The 19,938-nt window shown below is 37.2% G+C and carries 19 protein-coding genes; 15 read left to right on the top strand and 4 right to left on the bottom strand.

What is annotated here, in order from left to right:
* Nucleotides 1-150 precede the first annotated feature (150 nt).
* The 7 genes from cyoE to KBP50_RS10360 all read left to right on the top strand — a co-directional run bounded on the left by cyoE (nt 151) and on the right by KBP50_RS10360 (nt 6,894).
* Nucleotides 151-1,092, top strand: a complete 942-nt coding sequence (gene cyoE, locus KBP50_RS10390; protein WP_050352621.1) for a heme o synthase — start codon at nt 151-153, stop codon at nt 1,090-1,092.
* Nucleotides 1,093-1,156: 64 nt separating this feature from the next.
* On the top strand, nt 1,157-2,209 hold the full coding sequence (coxB, locus tag KBP50_RS10385; RefSeq protein ID WP_050352622.1) for a cytochrome c oxidase subunit II: 1,053 nt from the start codon (nt 1,157-1,159) through the stop codon (nt 2,207-2,209).
* Nucleotides 2,210-2,248: 39 nt separating this feature from the next.
* Complete coding sequence (gene ctaD, locus KBP50_RS10380; protein ID WP_050352623.1) at nt 2,249-4,102, top strand: cytochrome c oxidase subunit I; 1,854 nt, start codon at nt 2,249-2,251, stop codon at nt 4,100-4,102.
* A 1-nt stretch (nt 4,103) separates the two neighbouring features.
* The gene (locus KBP50_RS10375) at nt 4,104-4,727 is read left to right on the top strand and encodes a cytochrome (ubi)quinol oxidase subunit III (protein ID WP_050352624.1); all 624 of its coding nucleotides are present in this window, start codon (nt 4,104-4,106) and stop codon (nt 4,725-4,727) included.
* A 3-nt stretch (nt 4,728-4,730) separates the two neighbouring features.
* On the top strand, nt 4,731-5,045 hold the full coding sequence (gene ctaF, locus KBP50_RS10370; RefSeq protein WP_050352625.1) for a cytochrome c oxidase subunit IVB: 315 nt from the start codon (nt 4,731-4,733) through the stop codon (nt 5,043-5,045).
* A gap of 124 nt (nt 5,046-5,169) precedes the next feature.
* A complete protein-coding gene (gene ctaG / locus KBP50_RS10365) occupies nt 5,170-6,075 on the top strand; it encodes a cytochrome c oxidase assembly factor CtaG (protein WP_050352626.1) in 906 nt (301 codons plus the stop codon).
* Between the two features lie 363 nt (nt 6,076-6,438).
* Nucleotides 6,439-6,894, top strand: a complete 456-nt coding sequence (locus KBP50_RS10360; protein ID WP_050352627.1) for a DUF420 domain-containing protein — start codon at nt 6,439-6,441, stop codon at nt 6,892-6,894.
* 128 nt (nt 6,895-7,022) lie between these two features.
* Here the strand turns inward: KBP50_RS10360 and ytvI are convergent, their stop codons facing one another.
* Both ytvI and KBP50_RS10350 read right to left on the bottom strand, forming a co-directional pair.
* Nucleotides 7,023-8,081, bottom strand: a complete 1,059-nt coding sequence (ytvI, locus tag KBP50_RS10355) for a sporulation integral membrane protein YtvI (protein WP_050352628.1) — start codon at nt 8,079-8,081, stop codon at nt 7,023-7,025.
* A gap of 608 nt (nt 8,082-8,689) precedes the next feature.
* Entirely contained in the window at nt 8,690-9,055 is a 366-nt protein-coding gene (locus KBP50_RS10350) for a YugN family protein (protein ID WP_050352629.1), read from the bottom strand.
* A gap of 194 nt (nt 9,056-9,249) precedes the next feature.
* Here KBP50_RS10350 and KBP50_RS10345 point away from each other — a divergent pair, with 194 nt between their 5' ends.
* From KBP50_RS10345 to coaD, 7 genes are all read left to right on the top strand, one after another.
* Nucleotides 9,250-10,317: a CAP domain-containing protein gene (locus KBP50_RS10345; RefSeq protein WP_050352630.1), complete on the top strand. Its 1,068-nt coding sequence runs from the start codon at nt 9,250-9,252 to the stop codon at nt 10,315-10,317.
* Nucleotides 10,318-11,640: 1,323 nt separating this feature from the next.
* On the top strand, nt 11,641-12,045 hold the full coding sequence (gene ylbD, locus KBP50_RS10340) for a YlbD family protein (RefSeq protein WP_050352631.1): 405 nt from the start codon (nt 11,641-11,643) through the stop codon (nt 12,043-12,045).
* An 11-nt stretch (nt 12,046-12,056) separates the two neighbouring features.
* Nucleotides 12,057-12,290 (top strand): YlbE-like family protein, encoded by a 234-nt coding sequence (locus tag KBP50_RS10335; RefSeq protein ID WP_050352632.1) that lies wholly within the window; start codon nt 12,057-12,059, stop codon nt 12,288-12,290.
* Between the two features lie 51 nt (nt 12,291-12,341).
* On the top strand, nt 12,342-12,779 hold the full coding sequence (locus KBP50_RS10330) for a YlbF/YmcA family competence regulator (protein ID WP_050352633.1): 438 nt from the start codon (nt 12,342-12,344) through the stop codon (nt 12,777-12,779).
* A 249-nt stretch (nt 12,780-13,028) separates the two neighbouring features.
* Nucleotides 13,029-13,304 (top strand): YlbG family protein, encoded by a 276-nt coding sequence (locus tag KBP50_RS10325; RefSeq protein WP_050352634.1) that lies wholly within the window; start codon nt 13,029-13,031, stop codon nt 13,302-13,304.
* Nucleotides 13,305-13,845: 541 nt separating this feature from the next.
* A complete protein-coding gene (gene rsmD / locus KBP50_RS10320; RefSeq protein WP_050352635.1) occupies nt 13,846-14,400 on the top strand; it encodes a 16S rRNA (guanine(966)-N(2))-methyltransferase RsmD in 555 nt (184 codons plus the stop codon).
* Between the two features lie 15 nt (nt 14,401-14,415).
* Nucleotides 14,416-14,895: a pantetheine-phosphate adenylyltransferase gene (gene coaD, locus KBP50_RS10315; RefSeq protein ID WP_050352636.1), complete on the top strand. Its 480-nt coding sequence runs from the start codon at nt 14,416-14,418 to the stop codon at nt 14,893-14,895.
* 503 nt (nt 14,896-15,398) lie between these two features.
* On the opposite strand, the gene ylbJ is transcribed toward coaD, so the two are convergent.
* Nucleotides 15,399-16,607, bottom strand: coding sequence for a sporulation integral membrane protein YlbJ (ylbJ, locus tag KBP50_RS10310; protein WP_175609401.1), 1,209 nt, complete (start codon nt 16,605-16,607; stop codon nt 15,399-15,401).
* A 416-nt stretch (nt 16,608-17,023) separates the two neighbouring features.
* On the opposite strand from ylbJ, the gene KBP50_RS10305 reads away from it, so the two are divergent.
* Nucleotides 17,024-18,034, top strand: coding sequence for a SepM family pheromone-processing serine protease (locus KBP50_RS10305; RefSeq protein ID WP_050352637.1), 1,011 nt, complete (start codon nt 17,024-17,026; stop codon nt 18,032-18,034).
* A 252-nt stretch (nt 18,035-18,286) separates the two neighbouring features.
* Here the strand turns inward: KBP50_RS10305 and KBP50_RS10300 are convergent, their stop codons facing one another.
* On the bottom strand, nt 18,287-19,501 hold the full coding sequence (locus KBP50_RS10300; RefSeq protein WP_050352638.1) for a nucleotidyltransferase: 1,215 nt from the start codon (nt 19,499-19,501) through the stop codon (nt 18,287-18,289).
* Nucleotides 19,502-19,938 lie beyond the last annotated feature (437 nt).

Raw genomic sequence — 19,938 nt, 5'->3', positions numbered from 1 at the left:
AAGTAGAATAGGCATGAGGGGGTTTTTGCAAATAGCTGTTAGATTGTAGAAATATGCCATGATACAATTGTGTTTTTGAGTAACACTGCCGTAACTCTCTTTTGTGAGCAAGTATCATTATTTCTGCATAGGCATAAAGGGGGGGAAGGGATGGAAAAAGTAGAAACAGCTACTTCGCGAGTTGTTACTAATACTTCATTGGCTGAGGAAAAGAAATCTAATTCTTTACTAGCCGATATTAAATCATTGATTAAAATAGGGATTATCAACTCCAATTTAATTACTGTATTCGCTGGTTTTTGGCTGGCAACTTACTTTAGTGGGTACTCATTTTCTGATTATATTGGCACGTTTATTATTACTATGTTAGGAAGCGCTTCGGTAATTGCGGGAGGATGCATGTTAAATAATTGGTATGACGTTGATATTGATCCGATTATGAAACGAACGAAAACGCGACCAACGGTAACTGGCACAATTTCACTTCAAACTGTACTTGTGCTTGGTATAATAACATCTTTTATCGGCTTTATTCTCCTGCTATTTACAACAATACAAGCAATGCTGTTTGCATTTATCGGCTGGTTTGTTTATGTGGTTTTGTATACGATGTGGTCAAAAAGAAGATATACCTTAAATACTACGATTGGTAGCTTTTCTGGAGCTGCTCCTCCGCTGATCGGTTGGGCTGCGATAGATCCAAATTTCCACATTGTTCCACTTGTATTATTTTTAATCATGTTTATATGGCAAACGCCGCATTTCTTAGCATTGGCAATGCGAAAGAACGAAGAATATAAAGCCGCAAAAATACCCATGCTTCCTGCAGTACATGGTTTTGAATTTACAAAACGACAAATTGTCATTTATATCGCATGTTTATTACCACTGCCATTTTATTTAGCATCCTTAGGAACAACATTTGTTATGTTGGCAACTTTACTTAACGTTGGGTGGTTAGTGCTTGGGATCAGTGGTTTTTATATGAAAAACGATATTAAATGGGCAACTATTATTTTCGTTTATTCCTTGAACTATTTGACCATCTTCTTTTTAATGATGGTTGTTGTAACGTGGAACTCACCATTCTAGTGATCTTGTCCTTAATGAATTTATATATAAGGAGCATCAAGAAAAGAAAGAGAGGTATGGATACATGAAAGGTTGGATGGGAAAATTTAAATTTGTATTCCTTTTAAGCTTTCTTACCATTTTCCTTGCGGGATGTGGGAAGGAAAACTTAACAGCTCTTGTACCAAAGGGGTATGGTGCAGAGTCTTCCATGAATTTAATTATTCTTTCAACAGTAATTATGACATTTGTATTTATTGTTGTTCTTTCTGTTTATTCGATAGCGATTATACGCTTTCGTAAAAAGAAGGGACAGGAGGGGTACATTCCAAAACAGGTGGAAGGTAGTAAAAAACTGGAAACCATTTGGACAGTAATACCGATTATTTTAGTTTTGATCCTTGCAGTACCAACTGTTGCTGCAACCTTTGATTTAGCCGATGAGTCCGGCAAAAGTGATCATATCAATATTGATGTGACTGGAAATCAATATTGGTGGCATTTTAGCTATGCAAATGAAGAAATTCAAACAAGTCAGGATTTATACATCCCAACTGGCAAAAAGGTATATTTGAATATGAAATCCTCAGATGTTATTCACTCTTTATGGGTACCGAGTATCTCGGGTAAAATGGATGTGAATCCTGAAAACGAAAACACGATGTACATCGAAGCAAATGAAGAAGGGGTTTATTGGGGCAAATGTGCGGAATTATGTGGTCCATCACACTCACTTATGGACTTTAAAGTCATAGCGGTTAGTCCGGAAGAGTATGAGCAATGGGTATCTGATATGCAAGCTGTTGACCCTGAGGAAGAGCCGCAAGATGCTGTAGCTCAAGATGGAAGAGAAGCAATGGATGCGAACAATTGTTTGAGCTGCCATGCGATAGGTTCATCACCAAATGCTGTTGGTCCTAATTTAACTAACTTTGGGGATCGTACAAAAATTGCTGGCTACCTTGAAACAAATAAAGAAAATCTGGTCCAATGGTTATTAGACCCAGAGTCTATAAAACCGGGCAACTTGATGACAGGTAAATACCCTAAACTATCTGAAGAAGAAGCGGACAGCATTGCAGAATATTTGCTGCAATTAAAGCCATCTGAAATAACTCCAGAGAGTGCGGGTAACTAATTAATAAAGGGTGGAAGATTTTAAAGGGAGGTTTATAATTTGAGTATTGCAGCTGCTCAAAAAAGAGGCTTCGGTGCTTTCCTATGGGATTACTTAACGACAGTTGACCATAAGAAAATAGCCCATCTATATTTAGTTGGCGGAGGATTCTTCTTTATCCTCGGTGGGCTCGAGGCTCTGTTTATTCGTATTCAATTAATTGCGCCTGAAAACGACTTTATTAGTGCAGGCTTATATAACGAAATGTTTACCATGCATGGAACGACAATGATTTTCCTTGCCGCAATGCCTTTGTTATTAGGATTAATGAACGCGGTGATGCCACTGCAAATTGGTGCACGCGATGTGGCGTTTCCGTTTTTAAACTCATTAGGGTTCTGGCTATTTATGTTTGGAGGCATTCTTTTAAATTGTAGTTGGTTTTTAGGTGGAGCACCAGATGCAGGATGGACTGCTTATACACCATTATCTGCAGTATCACCGACTCATGGCGTTGATTTTTATGTGTTAGGCCTACAGATTTCTGGTGCAGGTACGTTAATGGGTGGAATTAACTTCTTAGTAACGATCGTTACAATGCGGGCACCAGGAATGACGTATATGCGTATGCCGATGTTTACATGGACGACATTTGTTACAAGTACACTTATTTTATTTGCATTTCCTGCATTAACGGTAGGCTTGTTTTTATTGATGTTTGATCGTATGTTTGGATCGGCATTTTTTGATGTTGCTTTAGGGGGGAACTCTATCATTTGGCAACATTTATTCTGGATTTTCGCTCACCCGGAAGTTTATATTTTGATTTTGCCAGTATTTGGAGTGTTTAGTGAGGTTATACCAACATTTTCCAAGAAGCGTTTGTTCGGTTATACGTCAATGGTTTTTGCAACGATGTTAATTGCTTTCTTAGGTTTTATGGTTTGGGCACACCACATGTTTACGGTTGGTTTAGGTCCAGTAGCGAATGCGATCTTTGCGATAGCAACGATGGCGATTGCTGTACCAACTGGAATTAAAATCTTTAACTGGTTAGCAACGATGTGGGGCGGAAGTATAACGATCAATTCAGCTATGCTATGGTCTTTAGGTTTTATACCATCGTTTACAATTGGTGGTATGACAGGTATTATGCTTGCATCTGCTGTGGCTGATTACCAATACCACGATTCGTACTTTGTTGTAGCTCACTTCCACTATGTTATTGTTGGTGGAGTTGTATTTGGTATTTTTGCGGGATTGCATTATTGGTGGCCAAAAATGTTTGGCAGAATATTAAATGAGAAACTAGGAAAAATAGGCTTTTGGTTATTTTTTATCGGATTTCATTTAACCTTCTTTATTCAGCATTTCTTAGGTCTTATGGGAATGCCACGACGCTACTGGGTATTCTTGGAAGATCAAGGCTTAGATACAGGGAACTTTGTCAGTACAATTGGTACGTTCCTAATGGCAATTAGTGCAACCATATTTTTAATTAATATTATTTATACCTCGGTTAAAGGAGAAAAAGCATCTGCAGATCCGTTTGATGGGCGTTCGTTGGAATGGGCAATTTCATCTCCGCCTCCATATTACAACTTTAAGCAATTGCCACTTGTACGTGGTCTGGATCCTTTGTGGGTGGAAAAAATGGATGGTAAAGATAATTTGGCACCTGCAGAGCCGCTTGGTGACATCCATATGCCAAATAGTTCAATATTGCCTTTTACCATGTCTTTCGGCTTCTTTGTTGCAGGGTTTGGTTTCATTTATCAAACCGACCATCAGGCTTGGAATTTGGCAATATTTATCGGAATGGGAATTGCATTAGGATCCATGCTGATGCGATCATTAAAAGATGATCATGGATATCATATCAGCAAAGCAGAACTTGAAAGGGAGGCGGACTAATATGAGTCACGATCATTCCTTAAATCCAGAAACAATGCCAGAAGATCCAGCTAAGGCTACATTAGAAGGAAAAAATAAATTTTTTGGCTTATGGTTCTTTCTAGGTGGAGAAACGGTATTATTTGCTAGCTTGTTCGGGACATTTCTGGCACTTCGTAACTCGACAGCTGGCGGTCCGAGCGGCGAGGATATATTTGGTTTAGAGCTTGTTTTTCTTATGACCATGTTGCTATTAACGAGTTCATTAACAAGTGTTTATGCCATGTATCATATGAAAAATAATGACTTTAAGAAAATGCAGTTATGGCTAGGAATTACCGCCTTTTTAGGTATTGGCTTCCTTGCTTGTGAAATTTATGAGTTCTACCATTATATTACTGAATTCGGATTTACGTTTAGGTCATCGGCATTCGGTTCAGCGTTTTACACGCTTGTGGGATTCCATGGTGGACACGTAGTTTTCGGACTAAGCTGGCTAATTGCATTAATGGTACGAAATGCAAAGCGTGGATTGAATTTGTATAATGCACCGAAATTTAATACATTCAGCTTATACTGGCACTTTATTGATGTTGTATGGGTATTTATCTTTACAGTTGTATATCTGATGGGGAAGGTGGGTTAATACATGATGGATAACACCAATACCAATTCATTTCAAAAGCAAAAGAATAAAGAAGAAATGAAAAAGCAACTGATTACATTTGTGTTAATGATTGGTTTTACCATTTTTGCCTTTGCGATTGTAGCGACTAAAGCGATGGATAAGATGTTTGCTGTCCCATTATTACTCATCTTGGCGGTCGTTCAGGTTGGCTTCCAATTCTACTATTTTATGCATATGAAGGATAGAGGCCATGAATTTCCGTCCGTGATGATTTATGGTGGAGTATTTGCTGCAATGTTAACAATAGCTGCGTTAGTAGCTATTGTATGGTGGTAAATAAGGTCGGGGATTCCCGACCTTTTCCATTTCTGCGAATGTTTTGAAATTGTCAAATCTTATGGATGTCCGTAAATTTATAAATGTTATAATAGAAAGGACAATCCTTTTGAGGTGATTTTACATGTGGCTAGAACTACAAATTTTTGGTTTTCGAGCTTTATGGAGCCCCTATTTTCTTCTGTTCTTATTTGGGTTAGGGGTCGCCTATTTTCTCGTAACTGGTCCTTATCGACATAAATTCGGTGGGGAGGAGAAACCCACACACATGCAACAATTCATGTTTTTGCTTGCATTAGTGTTACTCTATGCAGTGAAGGGTGCGCCAATAGATTTATTGTCTCATATGATGCTTACAGCACATATGATGCAAATGGCTGTTTATTATTTAATTTTCCCGATTTTAGTAATTAAGAGTATTCCAGTGTGGATTTGGAAAAAATTTATTTATGCACCGATGATAAAACCGGTGTTTCAACTATTGACCAAACCACTTATTTCGTTACTATTATTTAACGGTTTATTTTCTCTTTACCATATTCCAGCAATATTCGATTTTGCTAAATCTTCGCAAATTGCACATACGTCTGTATCACTAATTATTTTAATTGCAGCGTTCATTGTTTGGTGGCCTCTTCTGTCGCCGATTAGAGAAATGGATAAAATGCGGCCGCTGTTAAAAATATTTTATATTTTTGCTAATGGTGTATTAATTACACCAGCTTGTGTACTAATCATATTTGCTGATGAGCCGTTGTTTGCTGCATATAGCCAAAATGGAGCATGGTTACAAGCGCTTGCGTTATGTGTTCCAGGAGATATTTTGGAAGGGATGGCTGTACAAATTAGTGGTCCAGAAATGTTCTCGCCGATGAGCACGTTAGAAGATCAGCAGCTCGGGGGAATCATTATGAAGATTATGCAAGAAATCACATACGGCATTATTCTGGCAAGAGTCTTCTTTAAATGGTTTACAGATGAAAGTTTAAAGGTGGACCCTATTGCTACAGAAGTGCAGCATTCACAATGAAGTTTTTTGGACAAAAGATATAAATGTGTTACGTATGCCAACACGGATATGCAAAACGGAAGAAGATTTCTAGCTTTTACTATTAAAATTGTGGAATAGTTGAAGACGAAGGGAATGGAGTAGAACAAATTGTGGTTGTAATAAATCAAATTTGTTCTACTTCATTCCGTCAAGTTATAAAGCTTCACGAAAGGAAGCTGATTATACTATAATAAGCAGTGGTTCATAAGTCATAGAGTAAATTATCTCTTGTGGAAAGACTGTTTTATTTTACTAGACTTCTATAATGTAAAAAGCACAAATTGGATATGTAAAAAACAGCTATAATTTGCAACCAATATGCGTGGGGAAGGAGATTTTTTAATGCCAATTTTACCAACAATAAGTACTTTTTTTATTGTTTTAAGTGCCGTTTTTGTAGCAATTGGGTGGCGCTTTATAGCTAAAGGAGAAGCTGTAAAACATAAAAAAGCCATGATAACAGCTGCAGTTAGTGCAACACTGTTTTTTATTATTTATGTATCTCGAACAATATTTGTAGGAAATACTAGCTTCGGAGGTCCAGAGGACTTAAAAATATATTATACGGTCTTTTTGGTATTCCATATTATATTAGCTACCACTGGAGCCATTTTTGGTATAGTAACATTGGCTTTGGCATTTAAACGTAACATTCGTGTACATAGAAAGGTTGGACCGATAACTAGTGTGATATGGTTCTTCACTGCGATTACCGGAGTTGCAGTATACTTGCTATTGTATATTTTATATGAAGGCGGAGAAACAACAAGTTTAATCAAAGCCATCTTAGGAACATAAAAAAACGGGGAGTCAGATGACCTTCCCGTTTTTTCGTACTGATTTTCGTAGTTTCTTAATCTGGTGGAATAAAGTAGTCCTTAGATAACAGAACCGATAGATGAAACGTTAACCGTTCAGTTAGTTACTTAAATCTTTACATTCCATTTAATAATTCCTGCTTCTTTTGCTGAATTAAAAGCAATTAGAATTAACGGACCAAGTATAAATCCTAATATTCCCAGTAGCTTTAGACCGATAAACATAGAAATTAGTGTAGCTAATGGAGAAAGACCTATTTGCTGTCCCATTACTTTAGGTTCGACAATCCTGCGAATGGCGAGCAAGATGACAGCTAATATAGATAGCTGGATGCCTAGTGATGTATCTCCTGCCATAAACATAAATAATGCCCAAGGACCTAATATGACAATTGAGCCGATGATAGGGATTAAATCAATAATCCAAATAATTAATGACATAATAATCGCTACTTCTGGCGTAATAAAGAAAAGACCAACTAGTGTGACAGCCAAAATAATCAGGCTGACTAAAAACTGAGCTTTAAAGAACCCTAAAAATACATTTGTAATTCGATTATTCATAAACGATACTTTTTCTGCTGTTTCCTTTGTCATAACATGGTACATTTTTGCCTTTAGAAGTGGCAATTCCAGCATGAACAGAAATAACGCAATTAAGTAAACAATAAAACTAATTAAATATTGTGGGATAGAGGCAAAGAGTTGAGCAATTCGTTCTAATGTAATCGTTTCTTTTGCGGTTGTACTCAACGCATTGAGATTCGTTTCAATACTGGACGATACTTGTCGTACAAATTCGTCAGGCAAGTCATCTGTGTAATGTTGAAGTTGCCTTTCCCAATCTTGGTAAATTCTATTTAATTCATTAAAGTGTTGCGGAACATCTTCTACAAAATTAACAACCTGTGTAACTGCCCTAGTAATTGTAAAAGTTCCAACAACGCCAAGAACGATTAAAAATAATAAAAAAACAATCGTTACAGATATCTTTCGATTAATCTTTAGCTTTTTTTGCACTAGCCTTATAACTGGGTTCAACATAAGGGCTGTTACAAAAGCAACGATTAAAGGAATTGAAATTGGTACTACAAAAATGAATAACAGGATTAATAAAATAGTTAAAAAAATTAATGTCCAGTGACGTTTAGTTATATTGCGAAACAAAGTAATACGATGGCTCCTTTCATCATCAAACAGTTACGGTATACTTATAAAAAATATAGCATTAAATAACTCATTTGAACAGAAATATTTATTAAAATGGAAGAATATATTCTGGACGCATCATTTAAAGCAAATAAAGAGGTGGTTATCGGGTTTTTATCCTGCATATAAGGTGCTGTAAGACTCCCATTTCAGGAGTTGGATAAATCTGTACTGCAATAAGTCTAAGTGGGGGATAACAGCACCTAAATGCCCTATTTCATAAGAGGCCTTTAGGACATACATACCATTACGGTACTAACAAGCCTTGGGGGGTGAATGAAAACCCCCACTGATGGAAGATTCACTTTATTGGGGGAGTAGTTTTCATTTCTGTAGCTAGCTGGTTATGTCTCTTCTTTTACATATTGGCTTATACCGAAAATAAGTTCTAGTAAACTCTCACTGTTTGAAAAGGGAAGGAGGGCTTTGCTGATCTGAAATAAGATTTGGACCGCAGCAACACAATGATCAAACGATCGTGTTAAAACAAAGAAAAACCGACTATCTTGGTAATAGGGAGTAGTCGGTTTGAATTAAAGCTTCAGCATACAAGCAGATGAATGGTTTCATTGCTTTAGCTGGTCAATTTCTGTTTTTAATTTACTGATAAGATTCTTAGCACGCTCCACTAAATCGTTTGGGAAATTTTCTTCTTCTCCATATTCAACGCCATGTGGATAGTAATGTTTGCCTAATAAAGGCGTCATTAGTTGAATGACGGCGTTTCCACGATCAACGTCACCTTCTATAGCGTAGCCTTGAACTCGAATATAGTATGTAATATTTTTCTCGTCAGAATCCATTCGATAATCATAGGTAACTCGCTCATAATCCCATTGCCCTGCCCGAATAAAAGCGTGTTTTGCCGTTACATGATCAAGCGGTTTTAAGTCAATCTTTACGTCTTCTAAGCCAGTATTTTCTAATTTCATTTTCCCCACCTCACCTTGTTATCCTCACTATACTATATTAGTATGAAATATAGCAACTTTCAATGAAAAAGGCATAGTTTATGCAAATATTTGCTCTATGTTCTATTTTTTATTATGATACAGTAAAATATTAGAGTAACTAGCATGATACTTTAAATGAAACATATATATCGTATAAAAAGGAGAAACGAATAATGCGATTTATACGAAATCTTTTACTATTAGCTGTAGTCGCCGTAGTCGGTTTTTATTTATTAGAAAGTAATGAAATATCACCACAAGAAACCATGCAAACGATTAGCGAGACTGTGAAGGAAAAGGAGCAATTGCTTAAAACGAAAAAAGTGCCGGAAGAAAGACCAGACATTGCTTTAGAGGGCGATATATTTCAATGGTATGGGAAGTCAAGTGGCCAATTACAAGAAGAACTTGGAGAACCAGTTAGAAAGGATCCAAGCGCTTACGGTTATACTTGGTGGGTTTATACAAATGAAAAAGACCAATATATTCAATTTGGAATTATGGATGGTACCATTCACACCATTTATGCTACTGGAAAAGGAACGAATATAAAACCTGTAGCTATTGGAGAAAGCTATGAAAAGGTGCAAAAACACTTCACATTTTCTGAAGAAGTAAATTATCGAAATGGGCTTGCCTCTTTTACCTTTAAACTTAATGCAAACGATAGAAAAACACGCCCATTAGTGAAAATTTCCGATTCTATATTTATGCAGCTTTATTTCGATACATTTCAACAGCAGTTATCCTCTGTGCGAATATTGGATATCAATACGTTATTAAAGCATCAACCTTATGAAATACAGTATAGAGGAGAGCTTCCTAAAAAGCCAAGCTTAGATGATCATCAGTGGGCAAAAATTGAAGCTGGAATGGAACGGCAAATATTTGATATCACGAATATCATGCGACAACAACGAGATAAAGAAAAATTGCAGTGGGAAAAATCAGTTGGTGAAGTTGCTTTTTTACACAGTAAAGATATGGCAGTAAATAAATATTTTTCTCATTCAAGTCAAGATGGGAGAGGGCTGAAGGAACGTCTTGACGAAGGAAAGGTTGCTTTTGTAGCAGCTGGTGAAAATATTGCGGCACAATATCCAGACGCTGCTGCTGCAATGGAAGGCTGGTTAAATAGTGAAGGTCACCGAGAAGCATTATTAAGTGAAAAATACACACACTTAGGTGTCGGCGTTTATCGTCTATACTATACACAAAACTTCTTGGCCAAGCCTTTTTAAGAAGTAAATTGGTCTATGGATTTCAGAGTTACGTAATTCTACCACATCACGATGTGGAAGGTGCCCATTCTGCTATTTAAAACAGAAGTTACCATGAGCGCCTAGCGAGATAAAACCGGCTAGAAGTAGTATTTGATGACTGCTTCTAGCCGGTTTTTAATTTGGGCTCTACAAATATTTGTTGGGGTTAAGAAATAATTCAGAAATAAAAAACACGTCAACTCCATTTTTGTTAAACTTGAATTACCACAAAACAAGTAAAGGGGTTGTTAGTAATGGAATTCTAACATTTCTTTACCTGATTTGGAAGGCTCAGTTATTTATCCCGCATATAAGATGCTGTAAACCCCCACTTCAGGAGTTGGATAATCTGGTGCTGAAAATAAGTCTAAGCGGAGATAACAGCACCTAAATGCCCTATTTCGTAAAAGGCCTAGGTCATACCCTTAGGCTACTAATAAGCCGTGGGGGATGAATGAAAACCCGCGCTGATGGAAGATTCACTTTACGAAAATGGTCGATATGTCTGCGCTCATTGCGATAAGCGTTTTTTACGAAAAAAATGAAGAGGCTGATTAACCGCCCACGAACAAAGGCGCAGGGCGCACGTTTAGCAACGTAGCGAATGGAACGAATCAACTAAAGATAAAGGAATCATGCCCCTGCAACCAGGGGTATGCCGACGTCGGGCGGCAAGCCCGTTTTTAGTCGGCCTTCCCCTTAGCGACGAACCGATGATGACTTATCGTAGGGCGCATTTCTAAAGTCGCCTAGTTGCTGGGCGCTGAAGCCGGACGTGGCTATTCAGTTATTCCCTTATCCCAAAGCAACAAACTTTATACTTTCTTATCTTTGAACAAAGGCGCAGGGCGCCCGTTTAGCAACGTAGTGAATGGAACGAATCAACGAAGATTAAAGGAATCATGCAACTAAAACTGGGGTATGCCGACGTTTGGGCGGCAAGCCCGTTTTTAGTCGGTCTCCCTCTTAGGGACAAACCGATGATGACTTATCGTAGGGCGCATTTCTAAAGTTGCCTAGTTGCTAGGCGATGGAGCCGGACGTGGCTATCCGGTTATTTCGTTATCCCCAAGCACCTCATTTTTACTCCCTTTCATATCTTAAAAAAAGGGAGCGATTTCCGTGGAATGGCAGCAAGACAAGATAATAAATGAGAGCGAGCTATTTCTGTCTCACCCAACTTTGCCTTAGAACCTTAATTTGAGATTCATTATCCTGTCAAAAATTTGTTTAATCACAAGCGTTCATAATAGACATAAACTAATTAGTACATATGACTATGTGTAAAAGAGGTGAATTCGAATGAGTGATCGACATTTACACCCTTCAGTAACTGCTTTCAAGCAATTCATAAATAAACATCCGAAATTAATTGAGGATGTTCGAAAAAGTGGAAGACCGTGGCAAGACGTGTACGAAAAATGGGCATTACTAGGTGAAGATGATCCTTATTGGGACAAATTTAAACAAACGGATACAAACAAAAATAAAAGCAAAAAAGAACACAATCAGACGAATGAGAATAATAAGGAATTATTTAGCCAGCTATTAAAAATGGCAGAATCCATGGATTTAGATAAAATACAACGTCAAGTGGAGCAATTTAGCTCATCTGTTACTACGATTCAGGAAATTATTTCCCAATTTAAACAAACAAAGGATACGAAACAGCCAACAAATGAACGTATGGGGTGGTTTCGTGATTAAGGAGCATAAACATGGATCCGTTATGTTATAACTATTTAGAGCAGCACCCGGAGTTATTGCAATTTGTTCGGATGAATCCGGTCTGGTATCGCTATTTATCTCGGGACCCCTCTTTATTACCAGAAATGAGAAAGGAAGCCAAACATTTTTATGGGAAAACATTTCCTCAGCGAGTAGAGAGGGTAAACAATCACTTGCAAATGGTTAGAATGTTAATGCAGTTTGCTGGAGCAATGAAGGATTAAATATTTTCACATGCTATAAAAAATGGTACTATGAAGTGGGAGGTGTATAGGGTGATAGCGACAATGGACTATGTAGCAATCCTCGATCGTTCAGAGGAATTAGGAAAAATGATCTTGGATTCTGATGTCATGGAAGCCTATCGTCATTCTCAAAAAGAATTACATGAAGATAAAGAGGCTCAGAAGCTTGTTCAAGCTTTTTCATCCATCAAGGAGCATTACGAGGATGTACAGCGATTTGGCAGATATCATCCAGATTACAATACAATTATGAAGGAAGTGCGGAAAGTAAAGCGAGAAATGGATATGAATGACAAAGTAGCTTCCTTTAAAATCGCTGAGCGCAATTTGCAGCAATTATTGGACGAAATTAGTCAATATCTAGCATATAGCGTTAGCGAACAAATCAAAGTTCCTAAAGATGGCGCGGCTTTAAGTGAAAGTGGTTGCGGTTGTGGAAGTGGCGGCGGCTGTGGCTGTGCTGTATAATTGCTTTATTAGTATATCAATCCTTTATATATAGCAAATAGCGAATTGGATTGGAAAAAATGCTTTCCATGTGCTAATAACGGCTGATATGTGATCTAAAAAGGAGATGACAAGATATCTGTTAATGAATGGGATTACAATTCGCTCGCATTCAAACAACCATCTCTTCTCCTTTTTGGTCACATTATGAATATATACATAATCATCACCAATAATTTACATGATAAATAGTAAGTGAGGTTAAAAATAATGCGCACAAAACGTCAAGGCTTAATCGTTTGGTTCCAGCACATGAAAAATTTAAAACAAATCAAACGATACGGTCATCTATTGTATAGTTCCAAAAAATTAAAGTATGCTGTCATATACGTGGATCAAGAAGAATTAGAAAAAATCGAAAAAAAACTTTTGAAGTTTACATTTGTTTCTAAAGTTGATAGATCGTATAAACCATTTGTTGAAACAAACTTTGAAAATGCGAAACCAGATAAAGCAAAACAGTATGATTATAAAATGGGAATATAGGAAAGAGGGCTTGTTATTCCGCATATAAGGTGATGTAGACTCCCACTTCAGGAGTTAAATAATCTGTACTGCAACAAGTCTAAGTAGGAGATAACAGCACCTAAATGCCCGGTTCGTTCAGAGGACTTTAGGACATACTATTACGGTACTAACAATCGGTGGGAGATGAATAAAAACCCCCACGGATTGAAGATTCACTTTATCAGCAGAAAAAACATTGGATAAAGTTTGTTGCTTTATTTCACAAAAAGAAAAAACCTGCAGAAAAAGTTCTACAGGTCCTTTTGTTTCCTTATAAAGAAAACAAAAAGGCAAAGGGAGAGGAGAAACCGGAAGAAGAACTTATGGGGAAGTGTAAGTCTTCTCCGTTTAATGAAACAGCCAAAGTAATCTATAGCTGATTCATTACACTAGTATGGACGTTCCGATGAATAATATACATGTCTCCCCATTATTTTTTAATACTCTTGTTATTATTGTTCGTTTCCACGCTTTTGTGATAGGATAAATGTCGAATAATGGTAAACGTGGAGGTGAAGCAATGCGGATAATTGCTGGAGAATATAAGGGAAGACAATTAAAATCAGTTCCTGGCCATCTGACTCGTCCGACGACAGATAAAGTAAAAGAAGCAGTATTTCAAATAATGGGACCTTTTTTTGATGGTGGGGATGCCTTAGATTTATTTGCTGGCAGTGGTGGGTTAGGAATAGAAGCATTAAGCCGAGGAATAGATCGGACGATTTTCGTGGATAAGTCACCACAAGCGATACATATCATAAATGAAAATTTACAAAAGTTAAAGCTTGAGGAACGGTCTGAAGTATTTCGTGCAGATGCTTTTCGAGCCTTACAAGCAGCTGCTAAGCGCAGCTTTTCTTTCAAGTTAGTGTTATTAGATCCCCCTTACGGAAAGGTGAAGCTTGAAAAAATTCTGCAAAAATTATTGGACTTGGAACTGGTAGCTACGAATACATGGGTTTATTGTGAACATGATACATCTGAACAATTACCTGCTGCACATCCTCGTCTATCCATTGTCAAACAAGCGAACTATGGGGGGACAATTTGTATAACGATCTATAAAGTTAATTAGAAGGGAGCGCTTATCTTGACTAGATTGGCGATATGTCCGGGTAGTTTCGATCCAGTAACGTATGGACACTTGGATATCATTCAACGAGGAGCTAAAATTTTTGATCATGTAATTGTTGCTGTTTTTAATAATCAATCAAAAGATCCTTTATTTACAGTAAAAGAGAGGATGAAATTATTAGAAGAGTGTACAAGCCACTTACCAAATGTTACTGTTGATTCATCAAGCAGTTTGCTAATGGATTATGCGAAATCAAAAAATGCTCAAGCTGTTATACGTGGCTTGCGAGCAGTTAGTGATTTTGAATATGAAATGCAAATCACATCGATGAATAGGCAGCTTTATGAAGATATTGAAACTTTTTTTATGATGACGAATAATCAATATTCATTTTTGAGCTCGAGTATTGTTAAAGAAGTTGCAAAATATCGTGCTAATGTTAGTGACATGGTTCCCAAAGCGGTTGAAGAAGCGTTGGCACTTAAATTCAAATAATCATTCTCTCTCGTAGTTACATACAAAAAGAGATTGTTAATTCTTCTCCATTCGAATGAAATTTAAGAAGACCTCCCCCCTCAAAAAGAACAAATTTATTATCCATAATTATTATATCGGGAAGCTGAGGTGGGAGGTTTGTATCGATCCTCTCTGTTTAATCGAACAAAGGCGCAAGCGCCCGTTTAGCAACGTAGCGAATGGAACGAACAACCAAAGATTTAGGAATCATGCCACTAAAAACAGGGGTATGCCGACGCCTGAGCGGCAAGCCCGTTTTTAGTCGGCCTTCCCCTTAGCGACGAACCGATGATGACTTATCGTAGGGCGCATTTCTAAAGTCGCCTAGTTGCTGGGCAATGGAGCCGGACGTGGCTTCGGTTATTTCGTTATCCCCAAGCGCCTAAATTTATACTTTTTTATCTCTTAAAAAAAGCATAGCCCCCTTGCTCGTGCATCCTTTATTACTTCTTATGAACCTATTGGTGGGAGTTATGATTATCCTATTTTTTTCTTCGATAGTATAAAAGAATAATAGAAATTCCAACAAAGGATATGGTGAGCAATGGTCCGATGGCTGCCAAATTTTCCAGAATTAAAAGCCACAGGTTTTCAGGCACATCATGGTTTACCGGAACTACTTCCATATCAAAGACTTTCCTATCAATATACAAAGGCTTGTAGAACAAAATCGTTAATATACTAGCAAATACGCCATGAAGAATACGTGCAAAAAAATACGGAGCAAACCGGATATCGGTTTTTGCCAAAATACTTGCAACTTGTGCTTGCACAGAAAAACCATTAAAACCGAGAATGAAACTGACTAACACTGCTTGTACTAGCAACGTATCTTGAACAACAGAGATGCTTTGAACACCAATTGTTATTTCAAATAGGCCAGATAGTAATGGAAGCCCAAAATCTTTAGATATCGATGCGAAATTTAATAATTTTCCTAAAAAATGAGCTATAAATGTGGATATTCCGCTTAAGAAAAGCAATTTCGTTAATACGGAAAATAGAACGATAAATCCCCCGACCATTACTAAGGTTTTGACAGAATGAATGACAGCATCTCCTAAAACTTCCCCAAGTGGTCGATCATCATTCATCCTCGTCCGGTGCATCGCTGTAAAAGCTTTACGTACCGAATATTTGGATGATTCATTTCTTTTGTTTTGGTTTTTTTTGTCCTTCTTTTTTCCATAAAACCGCATGCAAATCCCAACAAATGTGTTACTTAAATAATGACATACTGCCAGCAATACTCCTAAAGAGCTATTTTGAAAAAAGCCTACTGAAATGGCGGCGAAAATAAATAGTGGGCTTGATGCATTTGTAAATGATACTAATCGCTCTGCTTCAATTCTCGTTAACTGCTTTTCTTCTCTTAGTCGTGCACTAATTTTAGCCCCTGTAGGGTAGCCACTCGCCATTCCCATAAACCAGCCAAAGCTGCCTACTCCTGGTATATTAAACAGAGGGCGCATAATCGGTTCGAATAGAATGCCAATAAATTGGACGACACCAAAACTAATAAGTAATTCTGCAATAATAAAAAATGGAAGTAAAGAAGGGAAAACTACTTCCCACCAAAGATTTAAACCACGTATACTTGCTTCTAATGATTGATCAGGAAATTTTACCAAAGAAATGGCGATCGATATAGTTATCATAGAAAGAAGGAGTGTTTTTAGTATTTGCGCCAATAGTGATGCCCCCTAAGATTTTACCTTACTCTGTACTTATTTAAATGTTAGTAGTAAAATTGGAATATCGTTTCATGCAAATAGATGTTTAGCTCGTCTTCTGTTTTTGTTTGTACAAGTATACTTAAATATACGCTTGTGCATAGTGATTTTATGCCACACAATTTCATAAGCATGCAAAATTGCCCAATAGCTGAATATGACACAGCGATTTATCTTGGGAGCTGGTTCTAAAGATTCTAATTTGCATTCGTGAGTCAACACCGTTTATCATGCGTTTACTATCTTAATAACTTGGTTCTTTACGGAAAATAATTGTGAAATAATATGGTACAAACGCATACATATTTGGAGTGGAATGTTAGATAGCTATTTTACGGATAAATAGTCAATTGTTCGTATGCGGGGGGTAGGAAATGAAGAAAAAACATATTGTTCATATATTGCTTGTTATATTAGCAGTATATTTTTTAGCAATATTTCAATTGCCATATTATATTTATAAACCTGGCAGTGCAGATGCACTTAATCCGATTGTAGAGGTGGAAGATGGTTACTCTAGTAAGGGAGATATGCATTTAGTAACGGTTAGTGGCGCTCAAGCAACTCCTATGCAGTTTCTACTGGCAAAAATATTGCCACATCATGATGTATTACCGATTGATGAAGTGTTTCCTGAAGGGATCACAGACGACGAATACATGCATGTACAGTTACAAATGATGGAAAACTCTCAAGAAGCTTCTACAGTAGTAGCTTATCAAGCAGCGGATAAACAGATTTCTATTGATTATAATGGCGTATATGTTGCCATGGTTGTAGAAAATATGCCGGCGGAAGGTAAATTGAAAATGGGTGATCGTATCATCCGGGTTGATGACAAAAAAATAACGCAAGCAGATGATCTACTTGATTATATCCAAACGAAGCGAGCTGGTGACACTATATCTGTGGAATTTGTCAGAGATGACGAAACAATGACAGAATCCATTACATTGAAAGAATTAAAAGACTTAGATAATAAGCCGGGGATTGGAATCCAGTTAGTAACCGATCGTGCTGTTTCTGTCGATCCAGAAGTAAAATTCTCCAGTGGCCAAATTGGGGGACCTAGTGCTGGTTTAATGTTCTCCTTAGAAATTTATGATCAGCTGACGAAGGAAGATATAACAAAAGGATATGAAATAGCTGGAACAGGAGAAATAGATTATGATGGCAATGTATACCGTATAGGTGGCATTGATAAGAAAGTTGTAGCAGCCGATAAGGAAGGTGTAGACATTTTCTTTGCTCCAAATGAACAAGGCAAAAAAGGATCCAATTATCAAGTTGCTCTTGAAACAGCAAAAGAAATTGAAACAGATATGAAAATTGTTCCAGTTGATACATTCGAGGATGCTATTACTTATTTAGAAGAATTAAAATAAATGTAAAAGACCTGCCCTTTTAGATAATTGTTGGAGGCAGGTTTTTTTATCCCGTATATAAGGTGCTGTAAACCTCCCACTTCAGGAGTTGGATAATCTGTACTGCAACAAGTCTAAGTGGGAGGTACCAGCACCTAAATACCCGATTCGTTTATCTAACAATCAGTGGGGAATGAATGAAAACCCCCACTGATTGAAGATTCACTTTATGATGAAACTGGAAGTATTTCCTGTATTGGTAAAACGGTTTAACTATTTATGGTTGCTGAAAATAGGAGGCTGAAACTCTTGTTTGAGCATATTTTGTTTTTTTGCTGCAGGAAGGATACTGTAATAAGCATGACTTGCTCGTTCTTCCATCTCTAGCATCGGGTGCATGTGCCGAGTCATACTATGAATGAGTGGCGTTGGCAATTCTTTCTTACACTCGCGTAAGTATTTCTGTCCTTGTTTTGTAAATCCAAGAATCCGTATATAGGGTATTGCTGCTAAATTATGTAACATCTCCATGTCTTGTTTTTTTGTGTTAGTTAAAATATGTACAAACATACGTTGTAATCTTGTCCATGTATACCTTTTTGTTTTAAGTTTTTCCATCCAATCGTAAAAAGAATCTGCCTGTTTCGCTGTTTTTTTAATCCGGTGTTCTAATCCTTCATCAACACCTTGAATCGAAGCAAGCTCTTGTGCAGTCATTGTAGAAACCCGATAATGAAGCAATGGGAAATATGCTTCCCACGTATGCCAAGTTGAAGTAGTTTGTTTGTAAGCAGTCAATTGTTCATACGTTGGCTCTGGAATTGCATTGCGGATCGAGGGAGAAATCGCTCCTTCTTTCAGCATTGTTTCTCTAATACTTGTCGCGCTTGCTATGGAACCTGTAATCGTTCTATCATGATAGTCGCTTTGACTTCGTTGAATAGTAAGGGGTTTAATTGGCAAATGATAATCATAGATCGTTTTTACATAGCTAAAACCTAATATATTATTTGGTTGTGTTAAATTCCTGTAAGCTAGTCCAATTTGTTCATAAGCATTTTTACTTGCTTCAGGAAATGCTAAACCAGCATTCAAATTTAGTTTAAGAGCGTGGTTGTATGCTTCTAAATTGGCAGTCAATTGTTTATAACTATTGGTAAAAGAGGTTATCTCTCCTGATTCACTGCCGAAGCATATGCTGGAAACTTGCAAAGCATGGAGGGTAAGCACTGCTCCTTTTGCAAACCATTCACTACTTTGTACTGCAAATGCGTAAGGGAGTTCCACTACAATATCCACGCCACCTTGAAGAGCGGCGTATGTTCGATGAAATTTATCAATGATTGCAGGTTCGCCACGTTGCAGGAAAGGGCCGCTCATAACGGCAATTATGCAATCAGCTTTAGTAATTTTTTTTGCGCTTTGAACGTGATAAACATGTCCATTATGAAAAGGATTATATTCAACAATTAATCCACATGCTTTCATTAATACCAACTCCATGAAAAAGGATTTTGACTTAGTTAAACAGTGTCCACCACTATTTGTTGGACAAGTTAAGAATTTTTTCTAGACAGGTAATATGAGTAGAAGCCACTAATAGGGTGCAACACTTCGGAACGAAATGAATCATAGCTTCCCTTTATTTTATCAGAACAGGGCTATATTCGCATTAAGGATAAAATAATGGAATGCACCTTTTAGCCTCTAACTGTGATTTGTGACTTCATTCGTGCAAATTTCATAGGGGTGTTTACCCTCTGTTCCATACTGGTTGAAAAATAAAACTATAGCATGATATTACTGCATGTTAAAGTGTGGTATAAAGACATACTAGTGTTTTCAGGTTTCCTATATGATATAGTGGAATGGAAGTGGTGAAGGAGGGAATTGTGTAAAGAGAATATGTTGACAAAACTCTTTTT

It is taken from the genome of Virgibacillus pantothenticus (assembly GCF_018075365.1).
Taxonomy (GTDB): Bacteria; Bacillota; Bacilli; order Bacillales; family Amphibacillaceae; genus Virgibacillus; species Virgibacillus pantothenticus.
Note: the sequence above shows the minus strand (reverse complement) of the source record. Positions and strands in the feature narration are given on the sequence as shown.